23 protein-coding genes and 1 pseudogene are annotated in these 26,185 nt (G+C 64.6%); 10 read left to right on the forward strand and 14 right to left on the reverse strand.

Annotation, left to right across the window (positions count from 1 at the left end):
• Positions 1-45: 45 nt before the first annotated feature.
• The 3 genes and pseudogenes from dacB to BN2475_RS20830 all read left to right on the forward strand — a co-directional run bounded on the left by dacB (position 46) and on the right by BN2475_RS20830 (position 4,084).
• The gene (gene dacB / locus BN2475_RS20820) at positions 46-1,620 is read left to right on the forward strand and encodes a D-alanyl-D-alanine carboxypeptidase/D-alanyl-D-alanine endopeptidase (RefSeq protein ID WP_094781394.1); all 1,575 of its coding nucleotides are present in this window, start codon (positions 46-48) and stop codon (positions 1,618-1,620) included.
• 194 nt (positions 1,621-1,814) lie between these two features.
• Positions 1,815-2,778, forward strand: a pseudogene (locus BN2475_RS20825) (sterol desaturase family protein).
• A 94-nt stretch (positions 2,779-2,872) separates the two neighbouring features.
• A complete protein-coding gene (locus BN2475_RS20830) occupies positions 2,873-4,084 on the forward strand; it encodes an SGNH/GDSL hydrolase family protein (protein ID WP_094781396.1) in 1,212 nt (403 codons plus the stop codon).
• Between the two features lie 120 nt (positions 4,085-4,204).
• Here BN2475_RS20830 and BN2475_RS20835 read toward each other — a convergent pair whose 3' ends face one another.
• From BN2475_RS20835 to BN2475_RS20875, 9 genes are all read right to left on the reverse strand, one after another.
• Positions 4,205-5,254, reverse strand: coding sequence for an L-threonylcarbamoyladenylate synthase (locus BN2475_RS20835; RefSeq protein WP_094781397.1), 1,050 nt, complete (start codon positions 5,252-5,254; stop codon positions 4,205-4,207).
• A 10-nt stretch (positions 5,255-5,264) separates the two neighbouring features.
• Entirely contained in the window at positions 5,265-6,461 is a 1,197-nt protein-coding gene (locus BN2475_RS20840) for a 5-(carboxyamino)imidazole ribonucleotide synthase (RefSeq protein WP_094781572.1), read from the reverse strand.
• A 105-nt stretch (positions 6,462-6,566) separates the two neighbouring features.
• Positions 6,567-7,085, reverse strand: a complete 519-nt coding sequence (purE, locus tag BN2475_RS20845) for a 5-(carboxyamino)imidazole ribonucleotide mutase (RefSeq protein WP_094781398.1) — start codon at positions 7,083-7,085, stop codon at positions 6,567-6,569.
• A 51-nt stretch (positions 7,086-7,136) separates the two neighbouring features.
• On the reverse strand, positions 7,137-8,027 hold the full coding sequence (locus BN2475_RS20850; protein ID WP_094781399.1) for a phosphoribosylaminoimidazolesuccinocarboxamide synthase: 891 nt from the start codon (positions 8,025-8,027) through the stop codon (positions 7,137-7,139).
• Positions 8,028-8,171: 144 nt separating this feature from the next.
• Positions 8,172-9,236: a class II fructose-bisphosphate aldolase gene (gene fba / locus BN2475_RS20855; RefSeq protein WP_094781400.1), complete on the reverse strand. Its 1,065-nt coding sequence runs from the start codon at positions 9,234-9,236 to the stop codon at positions 8,172-8,174.
• Positions 9,237-9,557: 321 nt separating this feature from the next.
• A complete protein-coding gene (pyk, locus tag BN2475_RS20860; protein WP_094781401.1) occupies positions 9,558-10,994 on the reverse strand; it encodes a pyruvate kinase in 1,437 nt (478 codons plus the stop codon).
• Positions 10,995-11,463: 469 nt separating this feature from the next.
• Entirely contained in the window at positions 11,464-12,657 is a 1,194-nt protein-coding gene (locus BN2475_RS20865; protein ID WP_094781402.1) for a phosphoglycerate kinase, read from the reverse strand.
• A 279-nt stretch (positions 12,658-12,936) separates the two neighbouring features.
• Entirely contained in the window at positions 12,937-13,272 is a 336-nt protein-coding gene (locus BN2475_RS20870; RefSeq protein WP_094781403.1) for an AzlD domain-containing protein, read from the reverse strand.
• A complete protein-coding gene (locus BN2475_RS20875) occupies positions 13,269-14,015 on the reverse strand; it encodes an AzlC family ABC transporter permease (protein WP_094781404.1) in 747 nt (248 codons plus the stop codon). The genes BN2475_RS20870 and BN2475_RS20875 overlap by 4 nt, the downstream gene beginning before the upstream one ends.
• Positions 14,016-14,241: 226 nt before the next feature.
• On the opposite strand from BN2475_RS20875, the gene BN2475_RS20880 reads away from it, so the two are divergent.
• From BN2475_RS20880 to BN2475_RS20905, 6 genes are all read left to right on the forward strand, one after another.
• The gene (locus BN2475_RS20880) at positions 14,242-15,165 is read left to right on the forward strand and encodes a branched-chain amino acid transaminase (RefSeq protein WP_094781405.1); all 924 of its coding nucleotides are present in this window, start codon (positions 14,242-14,244) and stop codon (positions 15,163-15,165) included.
• Between the two features lie 87 nt (positions 15,166-15,252).
• Positions 15,253-15,447, forward strand: coding sequence for a zinc-finger domain-containing protein (locus BN2475_RS20885; protein ID WP_064268765.1), 195 nt, complete (start codon positions 15,253-15,255; stop codon positions 15,445-15,447).
• 403 nt (positions 15,448-15,850) lie between these two features.
• Positions 15,851-16,876, forward strand: coding sequence for a lipopolysaccharide heptosyltransferase II (gene waaF, locus BN2475_RS20890; RefSeq protein WP_094781573.1), 1,026 nt, complete (start codon positions 15,851-15,853; stop codon positions 16,874-16,876).
• A 168-nt stretch (positions 16,877-17,044) separates the two neighbouring features.
• Positions 17,045-17,491 carry a nuclear transport factor 2 family protein gene (locus tag BN2475_RS20895; RefSeq protein WP_094781406.1) on the forward strand — a complete coding sequence of 149 codons (447 nt, stop codon included), beginning with the start codon at positions 17,045-17,047 and terminating at the stop codon, positions 17,489-17,491.
• A gap of 42 nt (positions 17,492-17,533) precedes the next feature.
• On the forward strand, positions 17,534-18,631 hold the full coding sequence (locus tag BN2475_RS20900) for a YheT family hydrolase (protein ID WP_094781407.1): 1,098 nt from the start codon (positions 17,534-17,536) through the stop codon (positions 18,629-18,631).
• Positions 18,624-19,196, forward strand: a complete 573-nt coding sequence (locus tag BN2475_RS20905; protein WP_094781408.1) for a DUF2946 family protein — start codon at positions 18,624-18,626, stop codon at positions 19,194-19,196. Before BN2475_RS20900 ends, BN2475_RS20905 begins: the two co-directional genes overlap by 8 nt.
• A 58-nt stretch (positions 19,197-19,254) precedes the next feature.
• On the opposite strand, the gene BN2475_RS20910 is transcribed toward BN2475_RS20905, so the two are convergent.
• Positions 19,255-20,961 carry a M48 family metalloprotease gene (locus tag BN2475_RS20910; protein WP_094781409.1) on the reverse strand — a complete coding sequence of 569 codons (1,707 nt, stop codon included), beginning with the start codon at positions 20,959-20,961 and terminating at the stop codon, positions 19,255-19,257.
• Positions 20,962-21,103: 142 nt separating this feature from the next.
• Between BN2475_RS20910 and moaC the strand changes: the two genes are divergently transcribed.
• Entirely contained in the window at positions 21,104-21,580 is a 477-nt protein-coding gene (moaC, locus tag BN2475_RS20915) for a cyclic pyranopterin monophosphate synthase MoaC (RefSeq protein ID WP_094781410.1), read from the forward strand.
• A 60-nt stretch (positions 21,581-21,640) separates the two neighbouring features.
• Here the strand turns inward: moaC and BN2475_RS20920 are convergent, their stop codons facing one another.
• The 4 genes from BN2475_RS20920 to sucD form a co-directional block, all read right to left on the reverse strand.
• Positions 21,641-23,425, reverse strand: coding sequence for a PglL family O-oligosaccharyltransferase (locus BN2475_RS20920; RefSeq protein ID WP_094781411.1), 1,785 nt, complete (start codon positions 23,423-23,425; stop codon positions 21,641-21,643).
• Between the two features lie 135 nt (positions 23,426-23,560).
• On the reverse strand, positions 23,561-24,184 hold the full coding sequence (locus BN2475_RS20925; RefSeq protein WP_094781412.1) for a pilin: 624 nt from the start codon (positions 24,182-24,184) through the stop codon (positions 23,561-23,563).
• A gap of 169 nt (positions 24,185-24,353) precedes the next feature.
• Entirely contained in the window at positions 24,354-25,058 is a 705-nt protein-coding gene (locus BN2475_RS20930) for a TerC family protein (RefSeq protein WP_094781413.1), read from the reverse strand.
• Positions 25,059-25,204: 146 nt separating this feature from the next.
• On the reverse strand, positions 25,205-26,086 hold the full coding sequence (sucD, locus tag BN2475_RS20935) for a succinate--CoA ligase subunit alpha (protein WP_094781414.1): 882 nt from the start codon (positions 26,084-26,086) through the stop codon (positions 25,205-25,207).
• Positions 26,087-26,185 lie beyond the last annotated feature (99 nt).

Here is a 26,185-nt window from a genome sequence, read left to right on the forward strand (position 1 = left end):
TCCGCCCCTGCTGCCGCCCCCGCCGCCTCCGCCTCCGCCGCCCTCATGCCGGGCCGGCTCGCGTCCCGCGCGAGCGCATGGCTGCTGGTCTGCGCCGCGCTTGCCTCGAGCGGCGCAGCGCTGCCGCTTGCCGCGCAAGCTCGCGCCAAGGCTGTCCATCCGAGCGTCAGCGTCACGACGGTCTTGCCGCCGTCGGTGATGGTCGGCCTGCGACGTGCGCACGTGCCGTTGTCGTCGATCAGCGTGGTCGTGGAGAAAATCGGCAATCGCACACCGATCGTTGCGTTGAACGCCGGCAAGCCGATGATGCCCGCGTCGACGATGAAGCTCGTCACCACCTACTCCGGTCTGTCGATCCTCGGCCCCGACTATCGCTGGCGCACGAGTGCATACGCGGACGGCACGCTCGACGGCAACGGCGTGCTGCATGGCAATCTGTACATTCAAGGCACCGGCGACCCGAAGCTGGTGCCGGAAGAATTGATCGACCTCGTACAGAAGATTCACAAGGCGGGCATCAATGGCATCGACGGCGCACTGGTGCTCGACAAACGCTACTTCGATCCGTCGACGCGCAACCTGCCGGCGTTCGACGACGACATCACCGCGCCATACAACGTCGGCCCCGATCCGTTGCTGTATGCATTCAAATCGCTTTCGTTCACGCTGACGCCGTCACCCGACGGCAGCGTCGCGATCGACGTGCTGCCGGCGCTCGCGCAGTTGCAGATCGACAACCAGATGCACGCGGTCAACGGTCCATGCCGCGGCGACGCGGCGTCGGTGTCGCCGACCGTCACGCCGCAGCCAAACGGCACTGTCGTGGCGTCCTTCACTGGCGACTATTCGATGCGCTGCGATGCGCGCACGATCAACGTCGCGGTGCTCGATCACTCGGCGTTTTTCGCAGGCGGCTTTCTCGCGCTGTGGCAGCAGACCGGTGGCACCTTCAACGGCGCAACCCGCGAGGGCGCGGTGCCGGTTGGCGCCAAACTGGTCGCCACGCATCAGGGGCCGATGCTGTCCGACATCGTTCGCGACATCAACAAGTTCAGCAACAACACGATGGCGCGCAATCTGTTCCTGACGATCGGCGCGGCCGAAGACAGGCCGCCTGCCACCCCGGCCAAAGCCGCGGATGCGATCGAGGCGTTTCTGCGCCGCGACAGCCTCAACATGGAATACCTGACGCTCGACAATGGCTCGGGCCTGTCGCGCGAAGAACACATCACCGCGCTCGCGCTCGCCGACCTGTTGCAGCGGGCCAACGCAAGTCCGGTCGCGCAGGTGTTCGTGGAATCGCTGCCGATTGCGGGAGTCGACGGCACGATGCGCAATCGCTTGACCAACCAGGGCGCGGGCGGCAATGCGCACATCAAGACCGGCACCTTGCGCGACGTGCGGGCGATCGCGGGCTATGTCGCATCGGCCGACGGCAACAGCTACGTGGTCGTCAGCCTGATCAACGATCCACATTCGGAAGCCGCACGCGCCGCGCACGACGCGTTGCTCGAATGGGTGTACCAGGGACCGGCTGCGGGCTTCACCAGGGTCGCGGCCCCCATCGACGAACCGCGCGGCAAGCCCAGGAAAAACCCCCACAAGCGCGGCACTCACTGAGTATTTCTTCTAGCGAAGCCACGCGCGGCAACGTCCTAAGCGTGTACGCTGTCGAGCAGTGTTTGACGCGCGCGCCGCACGGCATGCGTGTCGCGCAAGCGGCGCGGCCATGAAAGCGAGGCGCCGCACTCGAACGATAACGACACCGCCCGCTGCGCACAGCGCGACGGTCAGGGACCACGGAGGAAGACACCATGCAATTCGACGCCGAATTGCTGCTGCTCGCCATGGCGCCAGTCTTTCTCGCATGCATCGGCTGGGAGGCGTGGCACCTGCGGCGCACGCGCCCGGGCGAACAGATCTATAGCTGGCGCGACACGTTCTGCAATGCCGCGCTAGCGCTGATGCAGCAAGCCGCCGACAAGCTCGCGTGGCTCGCGATCATTCCCGTCTACGCGTTTTTCCACGAGCACTACCGCGTCTATACCTGGCAGGCGAGCTGGATTTCGTTCGTCGTCCTATTCGTTGTCCAGGACCTGCTCTACTACGTGTTTCACCGTTGCAGCCATCGGGTACGCTGGCTGTGGGCCGCGCATGTCGTGCATCACTCGTCGGAGCGCATGAATTTTTCGACCGCGTTCCGGCAAAGCCTGATGTATCCGGTCGCCGGCATGTGGCTGTTCTGGATTCCGCTGGCCGTGCTCGGCTTTGCGCCAAAGCAGATCGTCGCGACCGTGCTGATCAATCTCGGCTTCCAGTTTTTCGTGCACACGCAGGCCATCGGCAAGCTCGGCTGGCTCGAATACGCGTTCAATACGCCGTCGATTCATCGCGTGCATCACGCGCGCAACGACCGCTATATCGATCGCAACTACGCAGGCGTGCTGGTGATCTGGGACCGCCTGTTCGGCAGCTATGTCGACGAGCATCCGCACGACGCGCCGGTGTACGGTATCGTCGAGCCGTTGCATACCTACAACCCGGTGAAGGCGACGTTTCACGAATGGGCGTCGATGGCGGCTGACTTCGCGAGCGTGCGCGGCTGGCGCAACAAGTGGCGCGCACTGTTCGCGCCGCCCGCATGGGCCGTGGATTATCATGCGCGGCGCGGTGCTGGCCTGGCCGCTATCGAATAAAAAGTTGGGCGACGAAAACAACAACCAATCGGGCATCAGTGAAAACCATACGGCCGCGTTCAAAACGCCGCGCAGGCCGTAGAGAATTTTGTAAGCTGCCGTCATGCCGCCGACGCGGTGGACGCTGCCTGCAACACACGGCGCAAGGGCCGCACATTCGAGGAGATGTAGTCAATATGAAGCAAACAGCATCGAGGAAGCATCAATGGTTGCGTGTCACACAGATCGCTGTAGCAAGCGCTGCGTTTGCCACGCTCGCTGCCTGCGGCGGTGGCGGCGACAATAACAATGCGAGCAGCAGCACGCCGGCAGGCGGCGTCAAGTTGCAGGTCGTGTCGTTCGGCGACAGCCTGTCGGACGTCGGCACCTATGCGCCGGTAATCCAGGCAAGCTTCGGCGGCGGCCGCTTCACGACGAATCCGGGTGAAGTCTGGGCACAGAAGGTCGCTGAGTACTATGGCGATACGTTGACGGCAGCGAATCTGGGCGGCTTCGGTCAACCGCTGACGGTGACGGGCGGCTATGGTTATGCGCAAGGCGGATCGCGTGTCGATGAGGCACAAGGCGTAGGTTTCGCACCGAACAACATGGCGGCGACGACGGTCCCGATCACGGCGCAGCTCACTCAGTATATTGGTCAACACGGCAGCTTCAACGCGAACCAGCTTGTGCTGATCAACGGCGGCGCGAACGACATCTTCATTCAGGCGCAGGCGGTTTCGGATGCCGGCACCGCGGCGGCGACGCAGGTTCTGCTAAGCGGCGGAACCGCGGCTGCCGCGCAGGCAGCAGCGGCGACCGCGTCGCAGGCGGCTATACCGGCGGCGGTCCAGGCGATCACGGTGGCCGCGACCAAGTTCGTCGGCGTGGTTCAGCAGGTCGTTGCGGCCGGCGCAACGCATGTGGTGGTGTCGGATGTGCCGGACATCGCGACTACGCCGCAAGGTCTCCAAAGCGGCGCGTCAGGCCAGGCGCTGTTCACTGCGCTGACCCAGACATACAACGGCGTGGTGGCGAGTGCACTCGGCTCGAACTCGAAGATCATCTATGTGAGCGCGTACGCGTGGCAGGACCAAACCCTCGCGAACTTCCAGTCGCTTGGCTTCACGGTGTCGAATACGGGTACGGCTTGTAACCTGACGGCCATGGCACAGAACGCGACCACCTATGCCACGCAGAATCCGGCCGTACTCGCCCCAGGGCAGACCGCTGCGCAGTACGGCAGCCAGTTCGCGCGGGCGCTGTTCTGCTCGCCGCAGACTTTGACCGTGGCCGGTGCCGACCAGACCTACATGTTCGCGGACACGGTGCATCCGACCACGCATCTGCACGCGCTGTTCGCGCAGCGGGTCGAGCAGCAGATCGCTGCGAGCGGACTCGGCAAATAATGAGTAGCTAGCCGGTTCGATGCGGTGAATGTTTTGTAAAACGCCCGGCTCGTTCAAGCCGGGCGTTTTGCTTGTTTTGCTTTGCTGAGCGCGCAGTGAAAAGCGGGAAACCCTGACGCGTCAGCTTTGCGCTTCGAACGCCGCTGCCGCGCGCCCAAGCCGATCATTGACCGCGATCCATTCGATCGTATCCGGCAGCTTCTCGATCAGAATCTGCGTGACGTTCGCGCGATCCAGCGCTCGCAACAGCCCATACAACTCGCGCGCATAAACATGCGGGTCTTCCGGCGCGGCGACGAAATGCACGCCTTCCGCATCGGCCCAATGTCCGGCTCGCGAAGCGCGCGCCACCAACGCCACACGCTCACCTGCTTCACGCGCGGCAAGCAACGTCTCCAGCGCGCCGAACGGCAACAAGGCCAACGGCGTGCGCGGCGCGTAATGTGCCTTCAAGGTGCCGGAAGCGCGCGGCGCGGTTGCATCCGATCCGTCCGGCAAACGCGGCACTTCGCCAAGCACGTCGGCGATATCTTGCGGCGTGACCCGGCCCGGTCTCAACAGCGCCGGGAAGCCGCGCGACAAATCGACGATAGTCGATTCAATCCCGACATCCGACGCACCGCCGTCCAGCACATGAATCGTGCTGCCGAATTCATCGCGCACGTGTTGCGCGGTGGTCGGACTCACATGCCCGAAGCGATTCGCCGACGGCGCGGCCACACCCCCGTGCCCACTGCGCAAAGCGCTGAACGCTTCGAGCAAGGCCTGGGCGACGGGATGCGACGGGCAGCGCAGTCCGACGGAATCCTGCCCGCCGCTCACCGCCGCGGGAATCCGCGCGGCGCGCTTGAGGATCAGCGTGAGCGGTCCTGGCCAGAACGCGTCGATCAGACGTTGGGCGTCCGCGGGCAAATGCTCGACCCAGTAGTTCGGATCGCCCTGCGGCGCCAGATGCACGATGACCGGATGATTGGCAGGTCGGCCCTTCGCCGCGTAAATGCGCGCGACCGCGTCCGGATTCTCGGCGTCGCCGCCGAGGCCATACACCGTTTCCGTGGGAAACGCGACCAGACCGCCCGCGTCGAGCAGCGCCGCCGCGTGTTCGATCTGCGCGGCGCTCACGGGCAATGCACTCGCAGTGCCTTCAGCGGGTTTCGGTTGATCCGGCATGGCGCTCGCTTCAGCTCGTGGCGATGTGCAGGAGCCGCGCGCAATCGCGCGCCGCGGTGCGGGCTTCTTCAAGCGTCGGCGCCGTGAAGTTCACGTGCCCCATCTTGCGGCCGCAACGTGCCTCCTCCTTGCCGTACAGATGCAGACGCGCCGCCGGTATCGTGGCGACTTCATGCCACGGCGGCGTGACCGCCGCGCGCTTCGGGCCGTCCGGGAACCACACGTCGCCGAGGATGTTCAACATCGCCGCGGGCGAATGCTGACGCGGGTCGCCGAGCGGCATGCTGGTCATTGCGCGGACCTGCTGTTCGAACTGGCTGGTCGCGCACGCGTCGACGGTGTAGTGGCCGGAGTTATGCGGGCGCGGAGCCATTTCATTGGCCACCAGCGAGCCGTCTTCGAGAACGAAGAACTCGACGCACAGTACGCCGACATAGCCGAGCTTGTCGGCGATCTGCAGCGCGGCCTGCTGCGCCTGCCCGACCAGCGCCGGGCTCGCGTCCGGCGCGGGGACGATAGTGTGCGACAGCACGCCGTCGCGGTGCGTGTTCTGCGCGAGCGGATACACCACCGACGCGCCGCTCGCCGCACGCGCGATCAGCGCCGACACCTCGAACTTCAGCGGCAGACGCTTTTCCAGCACGCACGGCACGCCGCCGAGCGAAGCATGCGCCTCGCGCACTTCCTCGGCATTGCGCACGCGAATCTGGCCTTTGCCGTCGTAGCCCATGCGCGCGGTCTTCAGAATGCCGGGCAGCACGGCTTCGAGCCTGGTGTCGTCGAGCGCGGCCAGCGCATCCGACGACTCGATCATCACGTGCGGCGCCACCGTCACGCCCGACGACGCGATAAAGCGCTTCTCGGCGATACGGTCCTGGGCCACCGCCACGCAACGGCCCGCCGGGCTCACGAACGTCGTCTTCGCGAGAAAGTCGAGGCTCGCGGCCGGCACATTCTCGAATTCGGTCGACACCGCCGCGCACAGCCGCGCAAGCTCGGTCAACGACGCTTCGTCGTCGTAGGCCGCGCACAGATGACGGTCGGCGACGGCGCCCGCCGGACTGCTCTCGTCCGGATCGAGCACGGCGACGCGATAGCCCATCGCCTGGGCGGCAAAGCAAAACATGCGGCCGAGCTGGCCGCCACCGACCATGCCAAGCCAAGCGCCGGGCAGAATCGGTGAAACCGGTGTGTTGTCTGGGTTCATCTTAGTGGTCGGTCGCGGCCGGGTGCCCATGCGGTTCATGCAACCGCGCGCATCCGGCCGGGGGTCAGACAGGGGGACGTCCAAAAGCTATCAGCCTGCGCGCTATCACAGCGCCGGCAATACCATCGCGTGGGCCGCTTTGTTCTGGCGCACACGAAACGCAGCCAGCTTTTCCGCATATTCAGCGCTCGTGCCGCTGAGGAGCGATACCGCGAACAGCGCCGCATTCGCCGCGCCCGCTTCGCCGATCGCAAACGTGGCGACCGGCACGCCCTTGGGCATCTGCACGATCGAATGCAACGAATCGACGCCCTTCAGATACTTGCTCGCCACCGGCACGCCAAGCACCGGCACCGTGGTCTTGGCGGCCAGCATGCCCGGCAGATGCGCCGCGCCGCCCGCGCCGGCGATGATCGCGCGAATGCCGCGCTCACGCGCGCTTTCAGCATAGGCGAACATCTCGTCGGGCATGCGGTGCGCGGACACCACCCTGGCTTCGTACGGCACGCCGAATTCCTGCAGAATGGCCACGGCGTTCTTCATGACTTCCCAGTCGGAACTGGAGCCCATCAGCACGCCGACGACCGGCGCGCCATGCGTATGGGCGGTTTGCGCTTCACTCATCTTACGGCTTCCTTGTTTCTCAATCACTGCGGCTACAACAGGTGCGCGTAATCAGGCGAGCTTGTGGCCGGTCAGGCGTTCGAGCGCTTCCTGATACTTCTCGCCCGTTTTCGTGACCACGTCGTCCGGCAGCTTCGGCGCCGGCGGCTCTTTCTTCCACGGCTGGGTTTCGAGCCAGTCGCGCACGAACTGTTTGTCGAACGAAGGCGGGTTGGTGCCGACCTGGTACTGGTCGGCCGGCCAGAAGCGCGACGAATCCGCGGTCAGCGCTTCGTCCATCAGGTACAGCTTGCCGTGGTTGTCCAGACCGAATTCGAACTTCGTATCCGCGATGATGATGCCGCGCGTCGCAGCGTAGTCCGCGGCTTCCTTGTACAGCTTGATCGAGATGTCGCGGATCGTGGCCGACAGTTCGGTGCCGATGCGGCGCTCCATCTCGTCGTAGGTGATGTTTTCGTCGTGGTGGCCCATTTCGGCCTTGGCTGCCGGCGTGAAGATCGGCTCGGGCAGCTTCTGCGCGTTTTGCAGACCCGGCGGCAATTGCACGCCGCACACCGAGCCAGTTGCCTGGTAGTCTTTCCAGCCGCTGCCGGCCAGATAGCCGCGCACCACTGCTTCGACGAGAATCGGTTCGAGGCGCTTGACGACCACCGCGCGGCCCTTGACCTGCTCGACTTCGTCCGGCGCGACCACCGACTCGGGCGCGACGCCCGTCAGGTGATTCGGCACCACATGCTTCAGCTTCTCGAACCAGAAGTTGGCCATCTCGTTGAGCACGCGGCCCTTGTTCGGAATCGGCTCGCCCATGATGACGTCGAAGGCCGACAGACGATCGGTCGTGACGATCAGCAACTGGTCGTTGCCCACCGCATAGTTGTCGCGGACTTTACCGCGGCCGAGCAGCGGCAGCGAGTGGAGCGTGGATTCGTAGAGGGTAGACATCGTCGTGGTTCGCTAAAAGTGAGGCAAAAAGTGTGACCGGAACAAAAGGGAAACGCCGTTCCCCGGATGATGCGGGAACGGCGATCTAACGACAACCTGGCCAAACGGCCAGATGCGGAGCCAAACGCTGACGCAATTACCCGCTTAGCGGACGACTTGCGCGAGCTCGCCCGCCTTGTACTTCTCCGCAATTTTATCAAGCGAAACCGGCTTGATCTTGCCGGCCTGGCCTTCGCAGCCGAATTGCGTGTAACGGTCGATACAGATCTTCATCGCCGCTTCGCGCGCCGGCTTCAGGTAATCACGCGGGTCGAACTTGCCCGGGTTGGTCGCCATGTAGCGGCGGATCGCGCCGGTGATCGCCAGACGCAGGTCGGTGTCGATGTTGACCTTGCGCACGCCGTGCTTGATGCCTTCCTGGATTTCCTCGACCGGCACGCCGTAGGTTTCCTTCATGTCGCCGCCGAATTCGCGGATTTCCGCGAGCAGCTCCTGCGGCACCGACGACGAACCGTGCATGACCAGGTGGGTGTTCGGAATGCGCTGGTGGATTTCCTTGATGCGCTGGATCGACAGAATGTCGCCTGTAGGCTTCTTGCTGAACTTGTAAGCACCGTGCGACGTGCCGATCGCAATCGCCAGTGCATCGCACTGCGTCAGCTTGACGAAGTCGGCCGCCTGCTCGGGGTCGGTCAGCAGCTGCTCGCGGGTCATCGTGCCTTCGGCGCCGTGGCCGTCTTCCTTGTCGCCCTTCATGGTTTCCAGCGAACCCAGCACGCCCAGTTCAGCTTCCACGGTAACGCCGATCGAGTGCGCCGCTTCGACGACCTTGCGCGACACGTCGACGTTGTACTCGTACGATGCGACGGTCTTGCCGTCGGCTTCCAGCGAGCCGTCCATCATCACGCTGGTGAAGCCGCTGCGGATCGCCGCCATGCAGACCGCCGGCGACTGACCGTGATCCTGGTGCATCACGACCGGAATGTGTGGATACGACTCGACCGCTGCTTCGATCAGATGGCGCAGGAACGCCTCGCCCGCGTACTTACGCGCGCCGGCCGACGCCTGCATGATGACCGGTGCGTTGACCTTGTCGGCCGCCGCCATGATCGCCTGCACCTGCTCCAGGTTGTTCACGTTGAATGCCGGAAGGCCATAGCCGTTTTCAGCGGCGTGATCCAGCAGTTGACGCATTGATACGAGAGGCATGCTGTAACTCCTTAGATTGAAACGAATTCTTGTGCCGTCGGCATCTCTTGGGCGATTTTATCGCGAAGCGGACTGCATCCCCGTTCGCACGGACCGCAGCGCGTCGGGCGGTACGGTCCGCTCCGGACGCGACGGCGGACGGCGCGCCGCCTCTCGCGGGGCATGTCGGCCTGCTTCGCCCGATTTGCGCTGCGCCGATCGAGCAATGATGTCGACCGGAGTTGGCGCTTTAGCTGTCGGCCAGAGTTCGCGCTTTAGCGCGTTACTCTGGCCCCATGCAAAGCTCTTACTCCGGTCCCATGCAGCGCTGTTCCCGCCCGATCAGTACGGCTCGCCGACCCGCACGATCTTCAGCGTGTTGGTGCCGCCGGCCTGCCCCATCGGCTCGCCGACGGTCAGCACCACCATGTCGCCGCGCGACGCGTAGCCCTTGCTGACCACAGTCTCCACTGCCTGCTGCAACGCGGTGTCGCGGTCGGTGTTGGTGTCCAGATGCAGCGAGGTCACATTGCGGTACAGCGCCATCGCCCGTTCACTGGTGACGCGCGGCGTGAGCGCAAAGATCGGCACGTGGGTCCAGTGACGCGACATCCACAGCGCGGTCGAGCCGGATTCGGTCAACGCCACGATCGCCTTCGCGCCCAGGTGATAAGCCGTGAAGAGCGCGCCCATCGCGATCGACTGGTCGATCCGGGTGAACGTGCGGTCGAGGAAATCCTTGTCCAGCTCCGACTGCTCCGACTTTTCGGCTTCCAGGCAGATCGCCGACATCGTCTCGATGGTTTGAACCGGGTACTTGCCCGCCGCCGATTCCGCCGACAGCATCACCGCGTCCGTGCCGTCGAGCACCGCGTTGGCGACGTCCGACACTTCGGCGCGGGTTGGCACCGGCGCGTAAATCATCGACTCCATCATCTGCGTCGCGGTGATCACGAACTTGTTCGATTCGCGCGCCATACGAATCATCCGCTTTTGCAGCGCGGGAACTGCGGCATTGCCCACCTCTACGGCAAGATCGCCACGCGCGACCATGATGCCGTCCGAGGCGTCGAGGATGCCTTGCAGCGCCGGGATCGCTTCCGCGCGCTCGATCTTGGCGATCATCTTCGGCTTCATGCCGTACGGCGCGCCGGCGATATTCGCCAGCTGGCGGGCCATCTCCATGTCGGTGGCGTTCTTCGGGAACGACACCGCGACATAATCGGCACCGAGCGACATCGCCGTGCGGATGTCTTCCATGTCTTTCGCGGTGAGCGCGGGTGCCGACAAGCCGCCGCCCTGGCGGTTGATACCCTTGTTGTTCGACAGGTCGCCACCGATCTTCACGATCGTATGGATCTCGTTGCCGATCACGCGTGCGACGTCCAGCACGATCAGGCCGTCGTTGAGCAACAACACGTCGCCCGCTTTCAGGTCGCGCGGCAGATCCTTGTAGTCCAGACCGACGCGCTCATCGTTGCCGAGTTCGCAATCGGCGTCGAGGATGAACGGCGCGCCGGCAACCAGCGTGACCTTGCCGTTTTCGAATTTGCCGACCCGGATCTTCGGGCCTTGCAGGTCCGCCATGATGGCGACTTCGCGGCCCGCCTGACGGGCCGCCTCACGCACGAAATCGGCGCGCTGGCGGTGGTCGTCGGCGGTGCCGTGCGAGAAATTGAGCCGCACCACGTCCAACCCTGCGTGAATCATTTGCAGCAGGATTTCCGGCGTATTGGAAGCCGGTCCAACGGTAGCGACAATCTTGGTAGCGCGATGCATGAGTCTCCTCGTCTGGAAAAGATCGCTGGAAAGAGCGCTGCGAGTCGGATGCGGAGGCTGCGCACCGAAAGATGCTGCCAGGGGCTGCGCGCCGGTTGAAACCAGCGTCGCTTTATGGGATGAAGCGGTATTCGATACCAGCACGGCGGATGCCCGCGGGGGAACGGGCTCGGCGCCGGGGAGTCCTGCCTGCGACGGCGCAGCTTGTCCGCTGGACAATGCCGCGGCCTCGCCGGCAGTGGTCAACTCCGCGAGCGCAACGGACAAGCCGGATGCGGCTGCGGTTTCGACTGACGCCGCCGGCGTGGCGGCGGAGGATGCCGCGCGCTCCCCTGCAGTCGCTGCAGTCGCTGCAGTTGCTGCGGTCGCAGCGCGCGGCGACTTGCTGCCGTCTTTGCCGCCATGATCGCCGCCGCGCTGGCCGCCGCGAACTTTTGCAGACTTTACCGTGGGGGAGCGCGGCGCCACATCAAGCCCGCGATTCCAGCACCTCGACGGCCGGCAACTTCTTGCCTTCGAGGAACTCGAGGAATGCGCCGCCGCCCGTCGAGATGTAGCTGACCTTGTCGTGGATGCCGTACTTGGCGATCGCCGCGAGCGTGTCGCCGCCGCCCGCGATCGAGAACGCCGACGACCTGGCGATCGCGTCCGCCAGCGTCTTCGTGCCGTTGCCGAACTGGTCGAATTCGAACACGCCGACCGGGCCATTCCAGACGATCGTGCCGGCCTTTTCCAGTTGCGCGGCGAGCGCTTTGGCGGTGTCCGGTCCGATGTCGAGGATCATGTCGTCGTCCTGCACGTCGGCGACAGCCTTGACTTCGGCCTTGGCGGTCGGCGAAAACTCCTTGGCCGTGACCACGTCGGTCGGGATCGGCACCGACGCGCCGCGGGCCTTGGCCGCGTCGATGATCGCCTTGGCCTCGTTCACCAGATCCGCTTCGGCAAGCGACTTGCCGATCTTCAGACCGGCGGCCAGCATGAACGTATTCGCGATGCCGCCGCCGACGATCAGCTGATCGACCTTGTCGGCCAGCGATTTCAAAATGGTCAGCTTGGTCGACACCTTCGAGCCGGCGACGATCGCCACCAGCGGACGCTTCGGCGCGCCCAGCGCCTTGCCGAGCGCTTCGAGTTCAGCCGCCAGCAGCGGGCCCGCGCACGCGACAGGCGCGTACTTCGCAATGCCGTGCGTGGTCGCTTCGGCGCGGTGGGCGGTGCCGAACGCGTCATTGACGTAGATGTCGCAAAGCTTCGCCATTTTCTGCGCGAGCTCGTCGGAATCTTTCTTTTCGCCCTTGTTGACGCGGCAGTTTTCCAGCAGCACGACCGAGCCCGGCGCGACGTTCACGCCGTTTTCGACCCAGTTCGCGACCAGCGGCACGTCGCGGCCGAGCAGTTCGGCCAGACGCGTCGCGACCGGCGCAAGCGAGTCTTCCGGCTTGAAGGCGCCCTCGGTGGGGCGGCCCAGGTGCGACGTGACCATCACGGCCGCGCCCGCGTCGAGCGCGGACCTGATCGCCGGCACGGAGGCGCGGATACGGGTGTCTTCGGTGATGTTGCCTTGATCGTCCTGCGGCACGTTCAGATCGGCACGGATGAACACGCGTTTGCCAGACAGCTTGCCATCGGCGATCAGATCGGAGAGACGCAATACCTTGTTCATGGGCGTATGTGTACGAGTTGATGAGAAGGCGATGGCGGACGACGCGCGGGCCTCAGGCGCCGCAGATTCAGCGCTTGCGCTCGGCAGCGGTTCCACAGGATGGGCGCCGACGGCAGGGCCGCGGCTTGGGCGCCTTGCAGGAGCGCGCTCGACCCGGAAAGCGGCATTTTAACTGATCCGCACTGTGATCCCCACTGCCTGCTGACCGGCGGCGAGGCGAATGTCCCGCATTTGACAGTCGGCCACTCATGTCGCAACGCAGCATTGATTGCCATGCAATCACATGAAGATGCGCAACAAGATGCGCAACAACGTAAAAACGACCATTCCAGTGACGATCGTGCCAAGCATGCTGCGCCGCCACAAAAACCACGCCAGACCAGCCAGCGCCGCGTAAAATTCGTGATTGGAGGGCGCGAACGACAGGCCTTCGGACGTCGCCAGCACATCGGGCAATACCACGGCGGCCAGCGCCGCGGCCGGCGCGTAGCGCAGCATCCGCTGCACGCGCTCTGGCAATACCGTACGCTCACCGCCGATCAGAAACATCGCACGCGTCACCGCGGTGACGAGGGTCATGCCGAGAATGGCCAGCCAGATCTGCGTGGATGTCATTGGCGGTCTCCGGCGCTGTTGCGGATACGGCGCAAGTCGGCGCGCTCGACCATCACGTCGGCGGCGCTGCCGGCGACGATCGCCGCGATCACCGCGAGCGGCAGCGCGAGCCGGTAAGGCAGGTCGAAAGCGAGCAGCGACACGACGCCGGCAATGCTCACCGCGACCAGCGTGGAACGCGTCGCGATCGCCGACACCATGATGGGCACCAACGCCAGCGTGCCCGCCAGCGCAAGCCCCCAGTTGTCGGGAATCAGGCTCGCGAGCAGAATGCCGGCGATCGACGACACCTGCCAGGACAGCCAGCTCGCCAGCGCCATGCCCCAGAAGTACGCCTCCTTGCCCGGCACGTAACCGGTCGGGAAGCTCTTCTTCTGGAACAGCAGATAGATCACGTCGCCGTTGAAATAGCCGAGCAGGATGCGCCGCCACATCGACAGATAGGAGAAATGCGGCGCGAGCCCCGCACTGAAGATCACGAAACGCGTATTGACCATCGCGGCCGTGAGCAGCACGGTCCAGATCGGCAGCTTGGCGGCGAGCAGCGGCAGTACCGCCAGTTGCGACGATCCCGCGTAGCACAGCAGGGACATGGTCAGCGCCTGCGGCAACGTGAGCACGGATTTGCTCATCGCAATACCGGTGACGAGCCCCCACGAGAAAATCGCCATGAGCGTCGGCGAATAGTCGCGCGCACCTTCACGAAAGGCACGGCGATTGTTGTGTGACAGACGAGCAAGCATGAGGCGAAACGGCTCGGCGCAAGAACGCCGTAATGAAGGGAGAGTCGACGCCAGGTCATCAAGGCACCCGCTGGCGCATCCGGATTTGATTTATGCGTGCGCCGGATTATACCGCCCGCGATGCGGCTCAATGCCCGTTCGGTGTGCAAAAGACGCTAAAATGACGCTCTTGGCTGCGCCTAGGCGCTGGTAGCCACACCTCACAACGCACCTGCTGGAGAATCGTATGTCAATGGCCGACCGCGACGGCAAGATCTGGATGGATGGCAAGCTCATCGAATGGCGCGATGCCAAAATCCACGTGCTCACCCACACGCTGCACTACGGCATGGGCGTTTTCGAAGGCGTGCGCGCCTACAAGGCGGCCGACGGTAGCACCGCGATTTTCCGTCTGCAGGAGCACACCAAGCGTCTGCTGAACTCGGCCAAGATTTTCCAGATGGACGTGCCGTTCGACCACGAAACGCTCGCCGCCGCGCAGCGCGAAGTGGTCCGCGAAAACAAGCTCGAGTCGTGCTATCTGCGCCCGATCATCTGGGTCGGCTCGGAAAAGCTGGGCGTGTCGGCCAAGGGCAACACCATTCACGTGGCCATCGCCGCGTGGCCGTGGGGCGCCTACCTTGGTGAAGACGGCATCGCCAAGGGCATCCGCGTGAAGACCTCGTCGTTCACGCGCCATCACGTGAACGTGTCGATGGTTCGCGCGAAAGCGTCGGGCTGGTACGTGAACTCGATCCTCGCGAACCAGGAAGCGACCGCCGACGGCTACGACGAAGCGCTGTTGCTCGACGTCGACGGCTATGTGTCGGAAGGCTCGGGCGAGAACTTCTTCCTCGTGAACAACGGCAAGCTGTACACGCCGGACCTGTCGTCGTGCCTCGACGGCATCACGCGCGATACGGTCATCACGCTGGCGCGCGACGCGGGCATCCAGGTAATCGAAAAGCGCATCACGCGCGACGAGGTCTACACCTGCGACGAAGCCTTCTTCACCGGCACCGCAGCCGAAGTCACGCCGATCCGCGAGCTCGACAACCGCACGATCGGCTCGGGCGCACGCGGCCCGATCACCGAGAAGCTGCAGTCGGCCTTCTTCGACGTCGTGAACGGCAAGAGCGACAAGTACGCGCACTGGCTAACCAAGATCTAACGCGCGCCACGCCGCTGGCGAGGCCGCTTGTGCAGCGCGCCTGCTACCGGCGCGACGCCCGCACCCTGCATACAACGAGAAAGTCCCATGAGCGAAATCAAGGAAATGCCGCTGGTCGAACTGTCGGCAAAAGACCTGCCGGCGTACTGCCCGAACCCGGCCATGCCGCGCTGGAGCGCGCATCCGCGCGTGTTCATCGACGTCACGCATGGCGAAGCGCGTTGCCCGTACTGCAGCACGCGTTACAAGCTGCGCGACGGCGAAGTCGTCAAAGGCCATTGAATACGGCGTACCGAGCGTTGCTTGCTGGCGGCGCGGCCTGCGAGGTGGGGGGCGCGGTTTGATGTGCGCGGGTTGATGTGTATTTATTGCGTGCGTCCCGTCGTCTGTTTCGACGTCGACATCGTCACCCGTCGCGTTGCGTGGCTTGCTGACTGATTCGCTGCGCATTCCGCTTGCCGCTTCGTCGTTAGACCGGTCGGCAGCGGTTGCGCAGCAGGCGAACACGGCGCCAACGCGCACGCACGCAGGCCAAAGGGCAGCGCGTGGCGGCAGGGCCGCCACCGCGGCGCATCCGGCGATATCGAAAGCGCACCGCGCAGTTGGCGGCTTTTCCCTTTTTACCAATCCGAACGCCACGCGCATCTCACGCGGCGCTTCATTTCGACACCGGACACTCTCTCTGATGCGTCGCGCGTTGGTTATCGCACCGAACTGGATCGGTGACGCATTGATGGCGCAGCCGCTGTTTGCGCGCCTCGTGAAATTGCATCCGCGCATCGTGATCGACGCGGTCGCGCCCTCGTGGGTCGCACCCGTGCTCGAACGCATGCCGGAAATCCGCGACGTCTACGCCACCGACCTCGGGCACGGCAAGCTGCAAATGCTGCGCCGCTGGCAGCTGTCGAGCGATTTGCGCGACGTCGGCTACGACGCGGCCTATGTGCTGCCGAACTCGTTCAAATCGGCGCTGATTCCATGGCTGGCGAACGTTCCGCTGCGCATCGGCTATACCGGCGAGAGTCGCTATGGCTTGCTGAACGTGCGTCACGCGAATCCGCGCAAGGACGAACGTCCGCCGATGGTCGGCCATTACGCCGCCCTCGCCTACGCGCCCGGCGCCAGGATCCCCGACGATCTGCCGATGCCGCGTCTCGACACGGACCTGAATGAAGCGTCGCGCGTGTCGGCGCGCTTCAATCTGGACACCCGCGTGCCGCTGCTGGTGTTCTGTCCGGGCGCCGAGTACGGGCCCGCCAAGCGCTGGCCGCCCGAGCACTTCGCGGCGCTCGCGCAGATGGTCGGCCAGTCGTTCCCGTACACGCAGATCGTCGCGCTCGGCTCGCCGAAAGACGCGCCGCTCGCACAGGCAATCGCCGAGAAGGCGCCGAACGTGCGCAACCTGTGCGGCCAGACCGCGCTGGGCGAAGCTTGCGCGCTGATCTCGCGGGCCAACGCGGTCGTCACCAACGACTCCGGCCTGATGCACGTGGCCGCCGCGCTGCGCCGCCCGCTCGTGGCGGTGTACGGTTCGACCGATCCGCGCCACACGCCGCCCCTGTCGGAGCTTGCGAAGGTACAATGGCTCCATCTCGAATGCAGCCCCTGTTTTCAGCGCGAGTGTCCGCTCGGTCATCTGAACTGCCTGAAGCAGCTGAGCGCCGAACAGGTATTCGGCGATTTGCGCGGCATGCTGCTCGCGCAACGCTGAGCCGACTGATACTTGCACGCAACACTGCACGCCCCTGAGTGCGTCGCGTCATGTTCGCGCCTTGCGGCGTGGGCATTCTGGCGGCAGGGGCGGCAAGTCCGGTGCGCCGGACTGTCCCGCTGACCGCTGCCCCGCAACCGCGCGCCGCGCACAAGAGACTGACGAGCCATGCCACGTTTTGCCCATATCTTCGAAGCCGCCGCCGATACCCTGAACGCCTACTATCAGGCCATCGCCGAGGTCAATATCGACAGCTTGATGGGCCTGTGGATCGATGAAGAGTTCGTCAGCTGCATCTGTGCCGACGGCTCGCACCTGCACGGTATCGACAGTATTCGCACCGGCTTGCAGACCCAGCTCGAGGCCGCGCCCGTGTCGATCGAACCGCTCGACATCCGCGTCTACGACAGCCTCGGCACGGTCGTCTATGCGATCGCCGAAGCGCACCGTCCCGTCGATCCCACCGCCACGCCCGCGATGGTGTTCACCACTTACGTGATGGTCCACGAACGCGGCGAATGGCGCATCGCGCACATTCACGCGAGCCCGATGCCGAATGAGACCGCGAGCCAGTTCGCGACGAAGATGCGACATGGCCAGGGCTCGCTGCACTGACGGGCTCAGGCGGTTTCATTGCTTTTTCGTTCCAACGCCGGCATGAGTTCGACGCACGATAAATCCGCTTCCTCCGGCACGGCGCGCGCCGCGGCCGCCGTCGAGGCCACCGCCGCGGCCACCGTTGAACTGCTCTATCGCGCGCCGCTGTGGCTGCCGAACCGGCATGCGCAGACCATCGTCCCGTCGCTGTTCGCGCGCCGTCCCGCGGTGTCGTTTCGACGTGAACGCTGGGACACGCCCGACGGCGACTTCATCGATCTCGACTGGGTCGTGCATGACGATCGGTCCACCGCGTCGCTCACCGCTGCCGCGACGCCCCGGATTCCCGCCGCCGACGCACCGCTGTTCGTGCTGTTTCACGGCCTCGAAGGCAGTTCGGCATCGCACTACGCGGCGTCATTGATGGCAGCCGCACGCGATTACGGCTGGCATGGCGTCGTGCCGCACTTTCGCAGTTGCAGCGGCACGTTGAATCGCTTGCCGCGTTTCTACCACCTCGCCGACAGCAATGAAGCCGATTGGGTGCTGCGACGCTTGCGCGCCGCGCATCGCGGGCCGGTCGTGGTGGCGGGCGTGTCGCTCGGCGGCAATGTGCTGCTGCGCTGGCTCGGCGAGCGGCGCGAGGAGGCCGCGTCGGTGGTGTCCGCCGCCGCCGCGATTTCGACGCCTATCGATGTGCATGCTGGCGGGCGTGCGTTGTCCCAAGGCTTCGGCCTCGTCTACACGCGCAGTTTCCTGAAGACGCTCAAGCAGAAAGCCGACCAGAAGTTGGTCCAGTTTCCGGGCCTGTTCGATCGCGACGCGATGCTGGCGAGCCGCACCATGTACGAGTTCGACAATGTGGTGACCGCGCCCCTGCACGGCTTTCGCAATACCGACGACTACTGGACCCGCGCGACCACGCGTCCGCTGCTGCCGCACATTCAGGTGCCCACGCTGGTGCTGAATGCGCGCAACGACCCGTTCCTGCCGGAAGACGCGTTGCCGTCGCGGCACCAGGTGTCGGCGGCGGTCGAACTCGACCAACCGAGGCACGGCGGCCACGCTGGCTTCATGACCGGGCCGTTCCCGGGCCGTATCGACTGGCTGTCGCGGCGCGTGTTCGGCTACCTGGAGCGACACATCGACCATGGATGACATCGTCAGGCAGGCTTTGGCCAAGTGGCCCAACGTTCCGGCCTGCACGGGCTGGCTGATGCTGGACCGCCGCGGCAACTGGCGCATGCGCGACGAGGCCGCCCAGGCGAGCGGCTCGCCGGGCGAGCCGATCCGGCACGAGGCGTTGCTCGGCTTCATCAACCGCAACTACGATGCTGACGAGTGTGGCCAGTGGTTTTTCCAGAACGGGCCACAGCGGGTGTATGTGGAGTTGGGTTATACGCCGTGGGTCGTGCGCTTGTCGGTTGATGCCAATGGAGTGCTGGCGTTGCACGACCAGGCCGGCGGCGTTTTCGCGCCCGCGGCTGCGTTCGTCGACGAAGACGGCGGGATTCTGTTTGCAGATTGCTCGACGCCTGCAAGGATCGCGGTTTTGCACGATCACGATCTGCAGATCTTCTCCGATCACGCGACGCTGGCCGACGATTCGATGAGCGGCGAATTCCGCTGGAACGAGCAGCTGGTGCTGCCGCTGCAGACCGTGCGGCGCCATGAAGTAGCGACGCGGTTCGGGTTCGTGCCGAGTCCCGCTTCGATGGTATAGGGCGTCGTTCGCGAAGCGCCGGGTACGCTTGTATCCGGAGCGCGACAGCCTGCGTTGATCAACTCTTCTCGTCGAGCCGCTCTTCCTTATAGCGGTTCTCCAGCTCGTGCAATCGCGCGTTGACGGTCGCGAGGTCGTAGTAGCCGATCGTCTTCAGATCACGCGCGTCCTTTAGTTGGCGGATCGCCGACGCCCACGCGCCTTCGAGCGCGAATTTTTCGGCCATCGCCCGATGCTGCGTCAACGCATCGCCGCTGCCCGCGCTGGCCTGCGCGAGATATAGCCACCACGCAGGCTGATCCGGTTGCGCACGCGTCTCCTGTTGCGCGAGCGCCTGCGCGTCGGCAAAGCGCCGCAAGGTCAGCAAGGTGCGGATGTGCATGTCGATGGCCGCATTCGACTGCGGCCAGCGCTTCTGCGCAAACGCCGCGAGTCGCGCGGCCGTGTCGTCGTGGCCGGCACGCCGGGCGATGTCGGCGGCCAGCACGTCAAGGCTCGGCGAGCTGCGCGCGGGCTCGCCCTCTCTCTGCTCGCCCGCCGCGAAGATCGCGCGGGAATTGGCGAGCGATGCCGTCGCATCGTCGTAACGCTCGAGCAGCATCTGCCCAAACGCGATCCCGTACCAGTTGGCCGCGACGTTGACCGCCGTGCGATCGTCGATTTCGGTCCGCAGGCGCGAAATCTCATCGGCGTACTCGCTGCGCGAGCGGTCCTGCAACAAGCGCGAGCGGGCCCGCACGAAACCGTATTCCGGTGTCTGATGCGGCTGCCGGTAAGGGGCGCGGCGCGCACGGTCCTCCATGTCGGCGATCCGCTCGCCAGTCAGCGGATGCGTACGCGCATACGCTGGCACGCCCGTGTCGCTCATCGCCGCACGATCGAGGCGGCCGAAGAACGTGACCATCGCATACGGGTCATAGCCGGCGCCGGCCAGCAGCAGGAAACCGACGCGGTCCGCCTCGTGCTCGGCGGAGCGCGAGAAGCGCAGCTGGTTGTCGACCGCATACGCCTCGCCGCCGATCGCAATGGCGCTGCCGAGGTCGCCACTGTGCGCAAGCACGCCGGCCAGCACGCCGAACAACATGGCGGCAAGCGCGGCATAGGTGCTGTGCTCGCCGGTCGTGATCATCCGCGAGATGTGCCGCTGTAGCACGTGGCCCATTTCGTGACCGAGCACCGACGCGAGCTCTGATTCGGTCTGCGTCGCCGCGATCAGACCGGTGTTCACGCCGATGAAACCGCCCGGCAGCGAAAACGCGTTGATCTGCGTGTCGCGCGCCGCGAACAGATCGAAGTCGGGACGATAGCCGCCGATGTACAGCGCGCTCGCCGCCGCAGCGAGCTTGGCGGCCACCGAGTTCAGGTAGTCGCGCAGCAGCCAGTCGTCGAGATAGTCCGGGTCGCGGCGCACTTCGCGCATCACGCGCTCGCCGAGCTTGCGCTCGGCCTGCGGCGTCAGCGAACCGGCGCCGCCGCTGCCGAGGTCGGGTAATTGCTGGGTGACGATCGGCGCGCGCCAACCGCTGTTGCCTGAACCGTTGGAAAGGCGGCTCTGCGCGCCGCCATACACGCCGAACACACCTGGCGCGATGTCGTGCGGCACGAGTGGGTCAGAGTAGGCGTCGGGTGGGCCGCTGATCAACGGCGATTCGACCGGCTGCGCGTTCAGCGCGAGGCTCGATCCGCCCTGCGCTTGTGCGAACGCGCCCGGCGGCGCCGCCAGCGCGACAGACAACAACGCAGCAAGAAACCGATTCGGACGCATCGCGAGGTCGATATGGCGAAGTCGAAAGCAACGCCCGTCGCACGGACTAAGATAGCGGGCACGGGGCCATTGTAATCAGTCGTGGCGGTAAATCGGTATGCGCCGCACTGCTATGATAGGCGCCCTCTGAAGGAGCCCAACCATGCCCGAACTTACTCATTTCGATGCGGCCGGCCAGGCGCATATGGTGGACGTCGGCGGCAAGCAGGAGACGAGGCGCATCGCCGTGGCGCGCGGTTCGATCCGCATGCTGCCGCAGACGTTCGCGCTGATCCGCGACGGCAATGCCAAAAAGGGCGACGTGATCGGCATCGCGCGCATTGCAGCGATTCAAGGCTCGAAGCGCACCGCCGAACTGATCCCGCTCTGTCATCCACTCGCGCTGACACGCGTGAAGGCCGATTTCGAACTCGATGAAACGCTACCCGGCGTGCATTGCACGGTTCAGGCGGAGACGCTCGGACGAACGGGTGTGGAGATGGAAGCGCTGACCGCGGTGCAGGTCGGGCTGCTGACGGTGTATGACATGTGCAAGGCGGTGGACCGCGGCATGACGATCACCGATGTGCGCGTGCTGGAGAAGCATGGCGGGAAGTCGGGGGATTGGGTGGCGGGCTGACCACGGCCCGCGTCATCGCCCCACTCCCTTTGCAAACTTCGCGCGGCGAACGCGAGGGCGTCAATCGTCCTCGCTGTCGTCGTCCTGATTGGCGTCGGCCGGCGGCATGCCGTAGCGCTTGACCAGTTCCGCCCGAAAGCCGCCCAGCGTTTTCTGTTCGTCAGTCAGTTGGTACAGGTAGCCCAATTGCGCCGGCCAGTCCTTCAGTTCCTTGGCAAAAATCTTCAGGCGTTCGACGGTGTCGAGCGCCGCCGCCATATCGCCGCTCAGCGCCTGCAACACCGCGTAACGGCGCAGCACGGTTTCGCCCGGCAACAGCGTCATCGCCTGCCTGTGCATTGCGAGCTTGTGTTGCAGGTCCGAGGAATTCATCGGCTGCAGCGTCGCGAAACCGTACTCGCCCCACGCCTGAAACAGGAACGACGGGTCCGCGCCGTATTGCTCGGCAGGACGCGAACCGTAGTACAGCACTTCGGCACGCGCGTAATCGCGGAACACCGGATACAGCGCGGCCAGCCCGCCGAACACCACCACCGCGAACGCGCCGAGCGACAGACTGCCCGGCACGAGCCGCAACGGCCGCGTCTCAAGCAGACCGAACACGAACATCGCCGGCAACAGGAAGAACAAGTACTGCTGCGGATACTCGACCAGTGCATGCATCACCAGCACGCCAATGAGCGCGATGCCAAACACGCGCGCCGCGTTTTGCGGTGCGCGCACCACACGCACGAGCCAGCTGAGCAAGCCGAACAGCACGATCGCGAGACCGATCAAACCGGTCTTCGCGAGCAGGTCGACAAAGATATCGTGCGAGTTGTTGGCAATCTCGACGCCGCCAAGCGTCTTCACGAGCTCGTACTGGTAGCTGGGGAACTCGCCCCAACCGACACCCAGCAACGGATGCGTTTTGAACATCGTCCAGCCGTACTTCCATAGCGCAAGGCGCGGCGCGATCTGGCCGGCATCCTTGAACCGATCGGCCGCCGACTGACCCAGCTCCAGGTGATAGCGCACATTGGCCCAGCGGATCAGCGCATTGACCGCGAAGAACAGCACAGCCAGCACGATCGGAACGATCCACTCGCGATTGCTGCGGCGTAGCTGCGGTTCATTGCGCGTCTGCGCGAACGCCATCCAGAAACCCGCAACGACGATCACGCCCATCTGCAGCCATGGACCGCGCGACACGGTGAGCGCGAGTCCGACCGCGAAAATCGTCGATACGAGCAGCCAGATGGCGACGTTGATGCGCCGTGTCTGCACGAGGAACATCGCAGCCGCCATCGCGAATGCGATGTAGGTGGCGAGATGGTTCGCCTGCGCCATGTTGCCGAACGGCCGGCGCTCGACGGTCACGTTATAGGCGACGACGAATGGCGACACGCGCGCCTCCAGGTGAAATAGTTGCATCACCTGACTGAAGACCGCGAACAGGCCACCGACCATCAGCGCTCCAGCCACCCAGCGCAATGCGGTGTCATCGAGCTTCGCACGCGTAAAGCCGTAGCCGATGTACGTCGCCATCAACGCCGCCAGCAGGAAACTGGCGCCGAGCCAGTTCATCGACGGCTGCGTGACCGGCAACACCGCCATTTGCACTACCAGCAGCAGTCCGAACAGCAACGGCACCAGCGCGACCGCCGGCGAAGCGAACGTAATGCGCGGCCTCGCGGTCGCCACCAGCAACACGACGCCTACGCCGGTCAACAGATACAACGCGAGTGCAGTGAATTCAGCGTAGAAGGTCGGAATCGGATACGTATGGTAGGGGACTGCATAAGGCAGGACCAACGCGAGAGCCAACAGAATGAGAGACAGGTAGCGCGCAAATGGGGTGGGCATCGAGTAACCGGAGGACGTCAGCAACCGGCGCACTATACAAAAAATTCCTTACACTGTGCGCCGGCCCGGCTGAAATAGGCCAAAAATCAGCCTTTTACGTGCAGACGGCACCCCGTCCGCCGCTCACACGATGATTCACGAGCGGCATTCAGGCGGTGCAAGATTCGACGCCAGGGTGGGCGCATCGGTGGGTGTGGGCCCCGCGCCTGGCGCCGGTAACGAAGATGCGGCCTTGCCGCCGGCGAAACACTCCCACGTCAGCGCGCCGGCCTGCACCGAGTCCTTGTTTAACGCGATGCGCGCGGTCGGCGCATCCGCATTGTCAGGAACCGACGGCACGAGCGTCAGCGTGTTCGCACCGGCAGGCGCGACGCGCGTGGTGAACGCGATGGTGATCTGGCCGGTGTCGTCATCGACCCGGATCGACTCGACGTTGCGCGTGGCGGGCGGGGACGCATAGCCACCGCTGAACGCGTTGCCGCTCGCGGCGTTCTCAGCCACCGCGAGCCGCGCGGACGACGCCAGCGACAGCCCCTCGCCTACCCGGCTGCGCGCCAGATAGTCCTGGTAGGCAGGAATCGCGTAGGCCGCGATCACACCGACAATCGCCAGCACGATCATCAGTTCGATCAGCGTGAAGCCGACGGCGAAGCGTCGGCAGGCGCGTGCGAATCGCGCGGACCAGCTCGTTCGCCCACGCGTGGGACTCGACGAAAGCATGGACTGCGAATAAGGGGAATACGGCAACGTGTAGGTCATCGGCAGGCTCCTGAAACGAAAAACGCCTGACCCGCGGATCGGGGACAGGCGTTTCAATCGTAGCCAGCGACGCGCATGGCTCACAGTCGGCCAAATGGCTAACGTTGCGTTAGCGCGATGGCGATCTCAGCGTGACGCGCACATGGAGGCGGCCGCCGTGCGAACAACCTCAAGCCGCCGCGCGATTGGCCTTGCGGCGTTTCAACAGATAGCCAACGATCACGACGAACAACGCCCCGGCGATGCTCATGCCGTATTCGGCGGCAGGCGTATCGAGGATCGGCCAACGGTCGCCGGCCGGGTCGTTGATGATCAGCCCGCCCGCGATCCAGCCCAGCAATGCGGCGCCGAGCACGACGACGATCGGGAAGCGGTCGAGCAATTTGAGGACCAGCTGGCTGCCCCACACGATCAGCGGGATGCTCACCCCCAACCCGAAAATCACCAGCGCGATGCGATGCTGCGGGTCGGCGGCTTCGGCCGCGCCCGCAATCGCGATCACGTTGTCCAGGCTCATCACCGCATCCGCGATGATGATGGTCTTGACCGCCGACATCAGCTTGTCGGCCGGCTTGACGTTCTCGTGCACGTCGTGCGCCGGCGCCATCAGACGCACGCCGATCCACAGCAGCAACAGACCGCCTGCGAACTTCAGCAGCGGCACGTCGAGCAGCACCACCGCGAATGCGATCAGCGCCACGCGCAGCGCGATCGCGCCCGCGGTCCCCCACAGCACGCCTCGTATGCGTTGCGAGGGCGGCAGATTGCGGCAGGCTAGCGCGATCACGACGGCATTATCGCCACCCAGCAGGATGTCGATGACGATGATCTGAAAGACCGCACCCCAGTGAAGGGTGGCGAAGAACTCAAGCATGACTGGAGGAATAAGAAAAATTCTGGCGCACGGACGATAAAAAAAGCGGGGGAGTTTGAACTCCCCCGCTTTTCAGGACCGTTTGCTCACGAAAGGATTTCGTAAGCGTATCAAAAAACGCGCCGCTACAGCGCGTGAATTTCGATTTACAGCATCGCCTTCAGAAGACGCGCCATTTCCGACGGGTTCTTCGTGACCTTGATGCCGCAGGCGTCCATGATTTCCAGCTTGGCTTCGGCCGTATCCGCACCGCCCGAGATCAGCGCGCCAGCATGGCCCATGCGCTTGCCCGGAGGCGCCGTGACGCCAGCGATGAAGCCGACCACCGGCTTCTTCATGTTGTCCTTGATCCAGTTCGCGGCGTTCGCTTCGTCCGGACCGCCGATTTCGCCGATCATGATGACGGCGTCCGTATCCGGATCGTCGTTGAACATCTTCATCACGTCGATGTGCTTCAAACCGTTGATCGGGTCGCCGCCGATACCGACCGCCGACGATTGGCCGAGGCCGATCGTCGTCAACTGGCCGACTGCTTCATACGTCAGCGTGCCCGAACGCGACACGACGCCGATGCGGCCCTTGCGGTGGATGTGACCCGGCATGATGCCGATCTTCAGTTCGTCCGGCGTGATCGTGCCCGGGCAGTTCGGTCCGAGCAGCAGCGTCTTGCGGTTTTCGCGACGCATACGGTCCTTGATCTCGATCATGTCACGGACAGGGATGCCTTCCGTGATACAGATCGCCAGATCCAGATCGGCTTCGACTGCTTCCCAGATTGCCGCAGCGGCGCCTGCCGGCGGCACGTAAATCACCGACACGGTCGCGCCCGTTTCAGCCTTGGCTTCAGCGACGCTCGCATAAATAGGAATGCCTTCGAAATCTTCGCCGGCCCGCTTCGGGTTCACGCCTGCAACGTACGCTTCGCGGCCGTTTGCGTATTCACGGCAAGCACGCGTATGGAACTGACCGGTCTTGCCGGTGATGCCCTGCGTGATGACCTTGGTGTCTTTGTTAATCAGAATCGACATGTATTGACCTCTGTTCGTTTGGCGTCGTGCGCAAGCGCCACGCAGCGCGATGTTCCACGCCCGCGTCGCTCGCGCGCCGCCATTCGTCAACCTGGCAAA

This window comes from Paraburkholderia ribeironis (genome assembly GCF_900019265.1).
Classification (GTDB): Bacteria; Pseudomonadota; Gammaproteobacteria; order Burkholderiales; family Burkholderiaceae; genus Paraburkholderia; species Paraburkholderia ribeironis.

Bases quoted from the DNA above. Each gene is read 5' to 3' on its own strand.
- dacB (WP_094781394.1), top strand. From the start codon at position 46: ATGCCGGGCCGGCTCGCGTCCCGCGCGAGCGCATGGCTGCTGGTCTGC.
- BN2475_RS20830 (WP_094781396.1), top strand. From the start codon at position 2,873: ATGAAGCAAACAGCATCGAGGAAGCATCAATGGTTGCGTGTCACACAG.
- BN2475_RS20835 (WP_094781397.1), bottom strand. From the start codon at position 5,254: ATGCCGGATCAACCGAAACCCGCTGAAGGCACTGCGAGTGCATTGCCC.
- BN2475_RS20840 (WP_094781572.1), bottom strand. From the start codon at position 6,461: ATGAACCCAGACAACACACCGGTTTCACCGATTCTGCCCGGCGCTTGG.
- purE (WP_094781398.1), bottom strand. From the start codon at position 7,085: ATGAGTGAAGCGCAAACCGCCCATACGCATGGCGCGCCGGTCGTCGGC.
- BN2475_RS20850 (WP_094781399.1), bottom strand. From the start codon at position 8,027: ATGTCTACCCTCTACGAATCCACGCTCCACTCGCTGCCGCTGCTCGGC.
- fba (WP_094781400.1), bottom strand. From the start codon at position 9,236: ATGCCTCTCGTATCAATGCGTCAACTGCTGGATCACGCCGCTGAAAAC.
- pyk (WP_094781401.1), bottom strand. From the start codon at position 10,994: ATGCATCGCGCTACCAAGATTGTCGCTACCGTTGGACCGGCTTCCAAT.
- BN2475_RS20865 (WP_094781402.1), bottom strand. From the start codon at position 12,657: ATGAACAAGGTATTGCGTCTCTCCGATCTGATCGCCGATGGCAAGCTG.
- BN2475_RS20870 (WP_094781403.1), bottom strand. From the start codon at position 13,272: ATGACATCCACGCAGATCTGGCTGGCCATTCTCGGCATGACCCTCGTC.
- BN2475_RS20875 (WP_094781404.1), bottom strand. From the start codon at position 14,015: ATGCTTGCTCGTCTGTCACACAACAATCGCCGTGCCTTTCGTGAAGGT.
- BN2475_RS20880 (WP_094781405.1), top strand. From the start codon at position 14,242: ATGTCAATGGCCGACCGCGACGGCAAGATCTGGATGGATGGCAAGCTC.
- BN2475_RS20885 (WP_064268765.1), top strand. From the start codon at position 15,253: ATGAGCGAAATCAAGGAAATGCCGCTGGTCGAACTGTCGGCAAAAGAC.
- waaF (WP_094781573.1), top strand. From the start codon at position 15,851: ATGCGTCGCGCGTTGGTTATCGCACCGAACTGGATCGGTGACGCATTG.
- BN2475_RS20895 (WP_094781406.1), top strand. From the start codon at position 17,045: ATGCCACGTTTTGCCCATATCTTCGAAGCCGCCGCCGATACCCTGAAC.
- BN2475_RS20900 (WP_094781407.1), top strand. From the start codon at position 17,534: ATGAGTTCGACGCACGATAAATCCGCTTCCTCCGGCACGGCGCGCGCC.
- BN2475_RS20905 (WP_094781408.1), top strand. From the start codon at position 18,624: ATGGATGACATCGTCAGGCAGGCTTTGGCCAAGTGGCCCAACGTTCCG.
- BN2475_RS20910 (WP_094781409.1), bottom strand. From the start codon at position 20,961: ATGCGTCCGAATCGGTTTCTTGCTGCGTTGTTGTCTGTCGCGCTGGCG.
- moaC (WP_094781410.1), top strand. From the start codon at position 21,104: ATGCCCGAACTTACTCATTTCGATGCGGCCGGCCAGGCGCATATGGTG.
- BN2475_RS20920 (WP_094781411.1), bottom strand. From the start codon at position 23,425: ATGCCCACCCCATTTGCGCGCTACCTGTCTCTCATTCTGTTGGCTCTC.
- BN2475_RS20925 (WP_094781412.1), bottom strand. From the start codon at position 24,184: ATGACCTACACGTTGCCGTATTCCCCTTATTCGCAGTCCATGCTTTCG.
- BN2475_RS20930 (WP_094781413.1), bottom strand. From the start codon at position 25,058: ATGCTTGAGTTCTTCGCCACCCTTCACTGGGGTGCGGTCTTTCAGATC.
- sucD (WP_094781414.1), bottom strand. From the start codon at position 26,086: ATGTCGATTCTGATTAACAAAGACACCAAGGTCATCACGCAGGGCATC.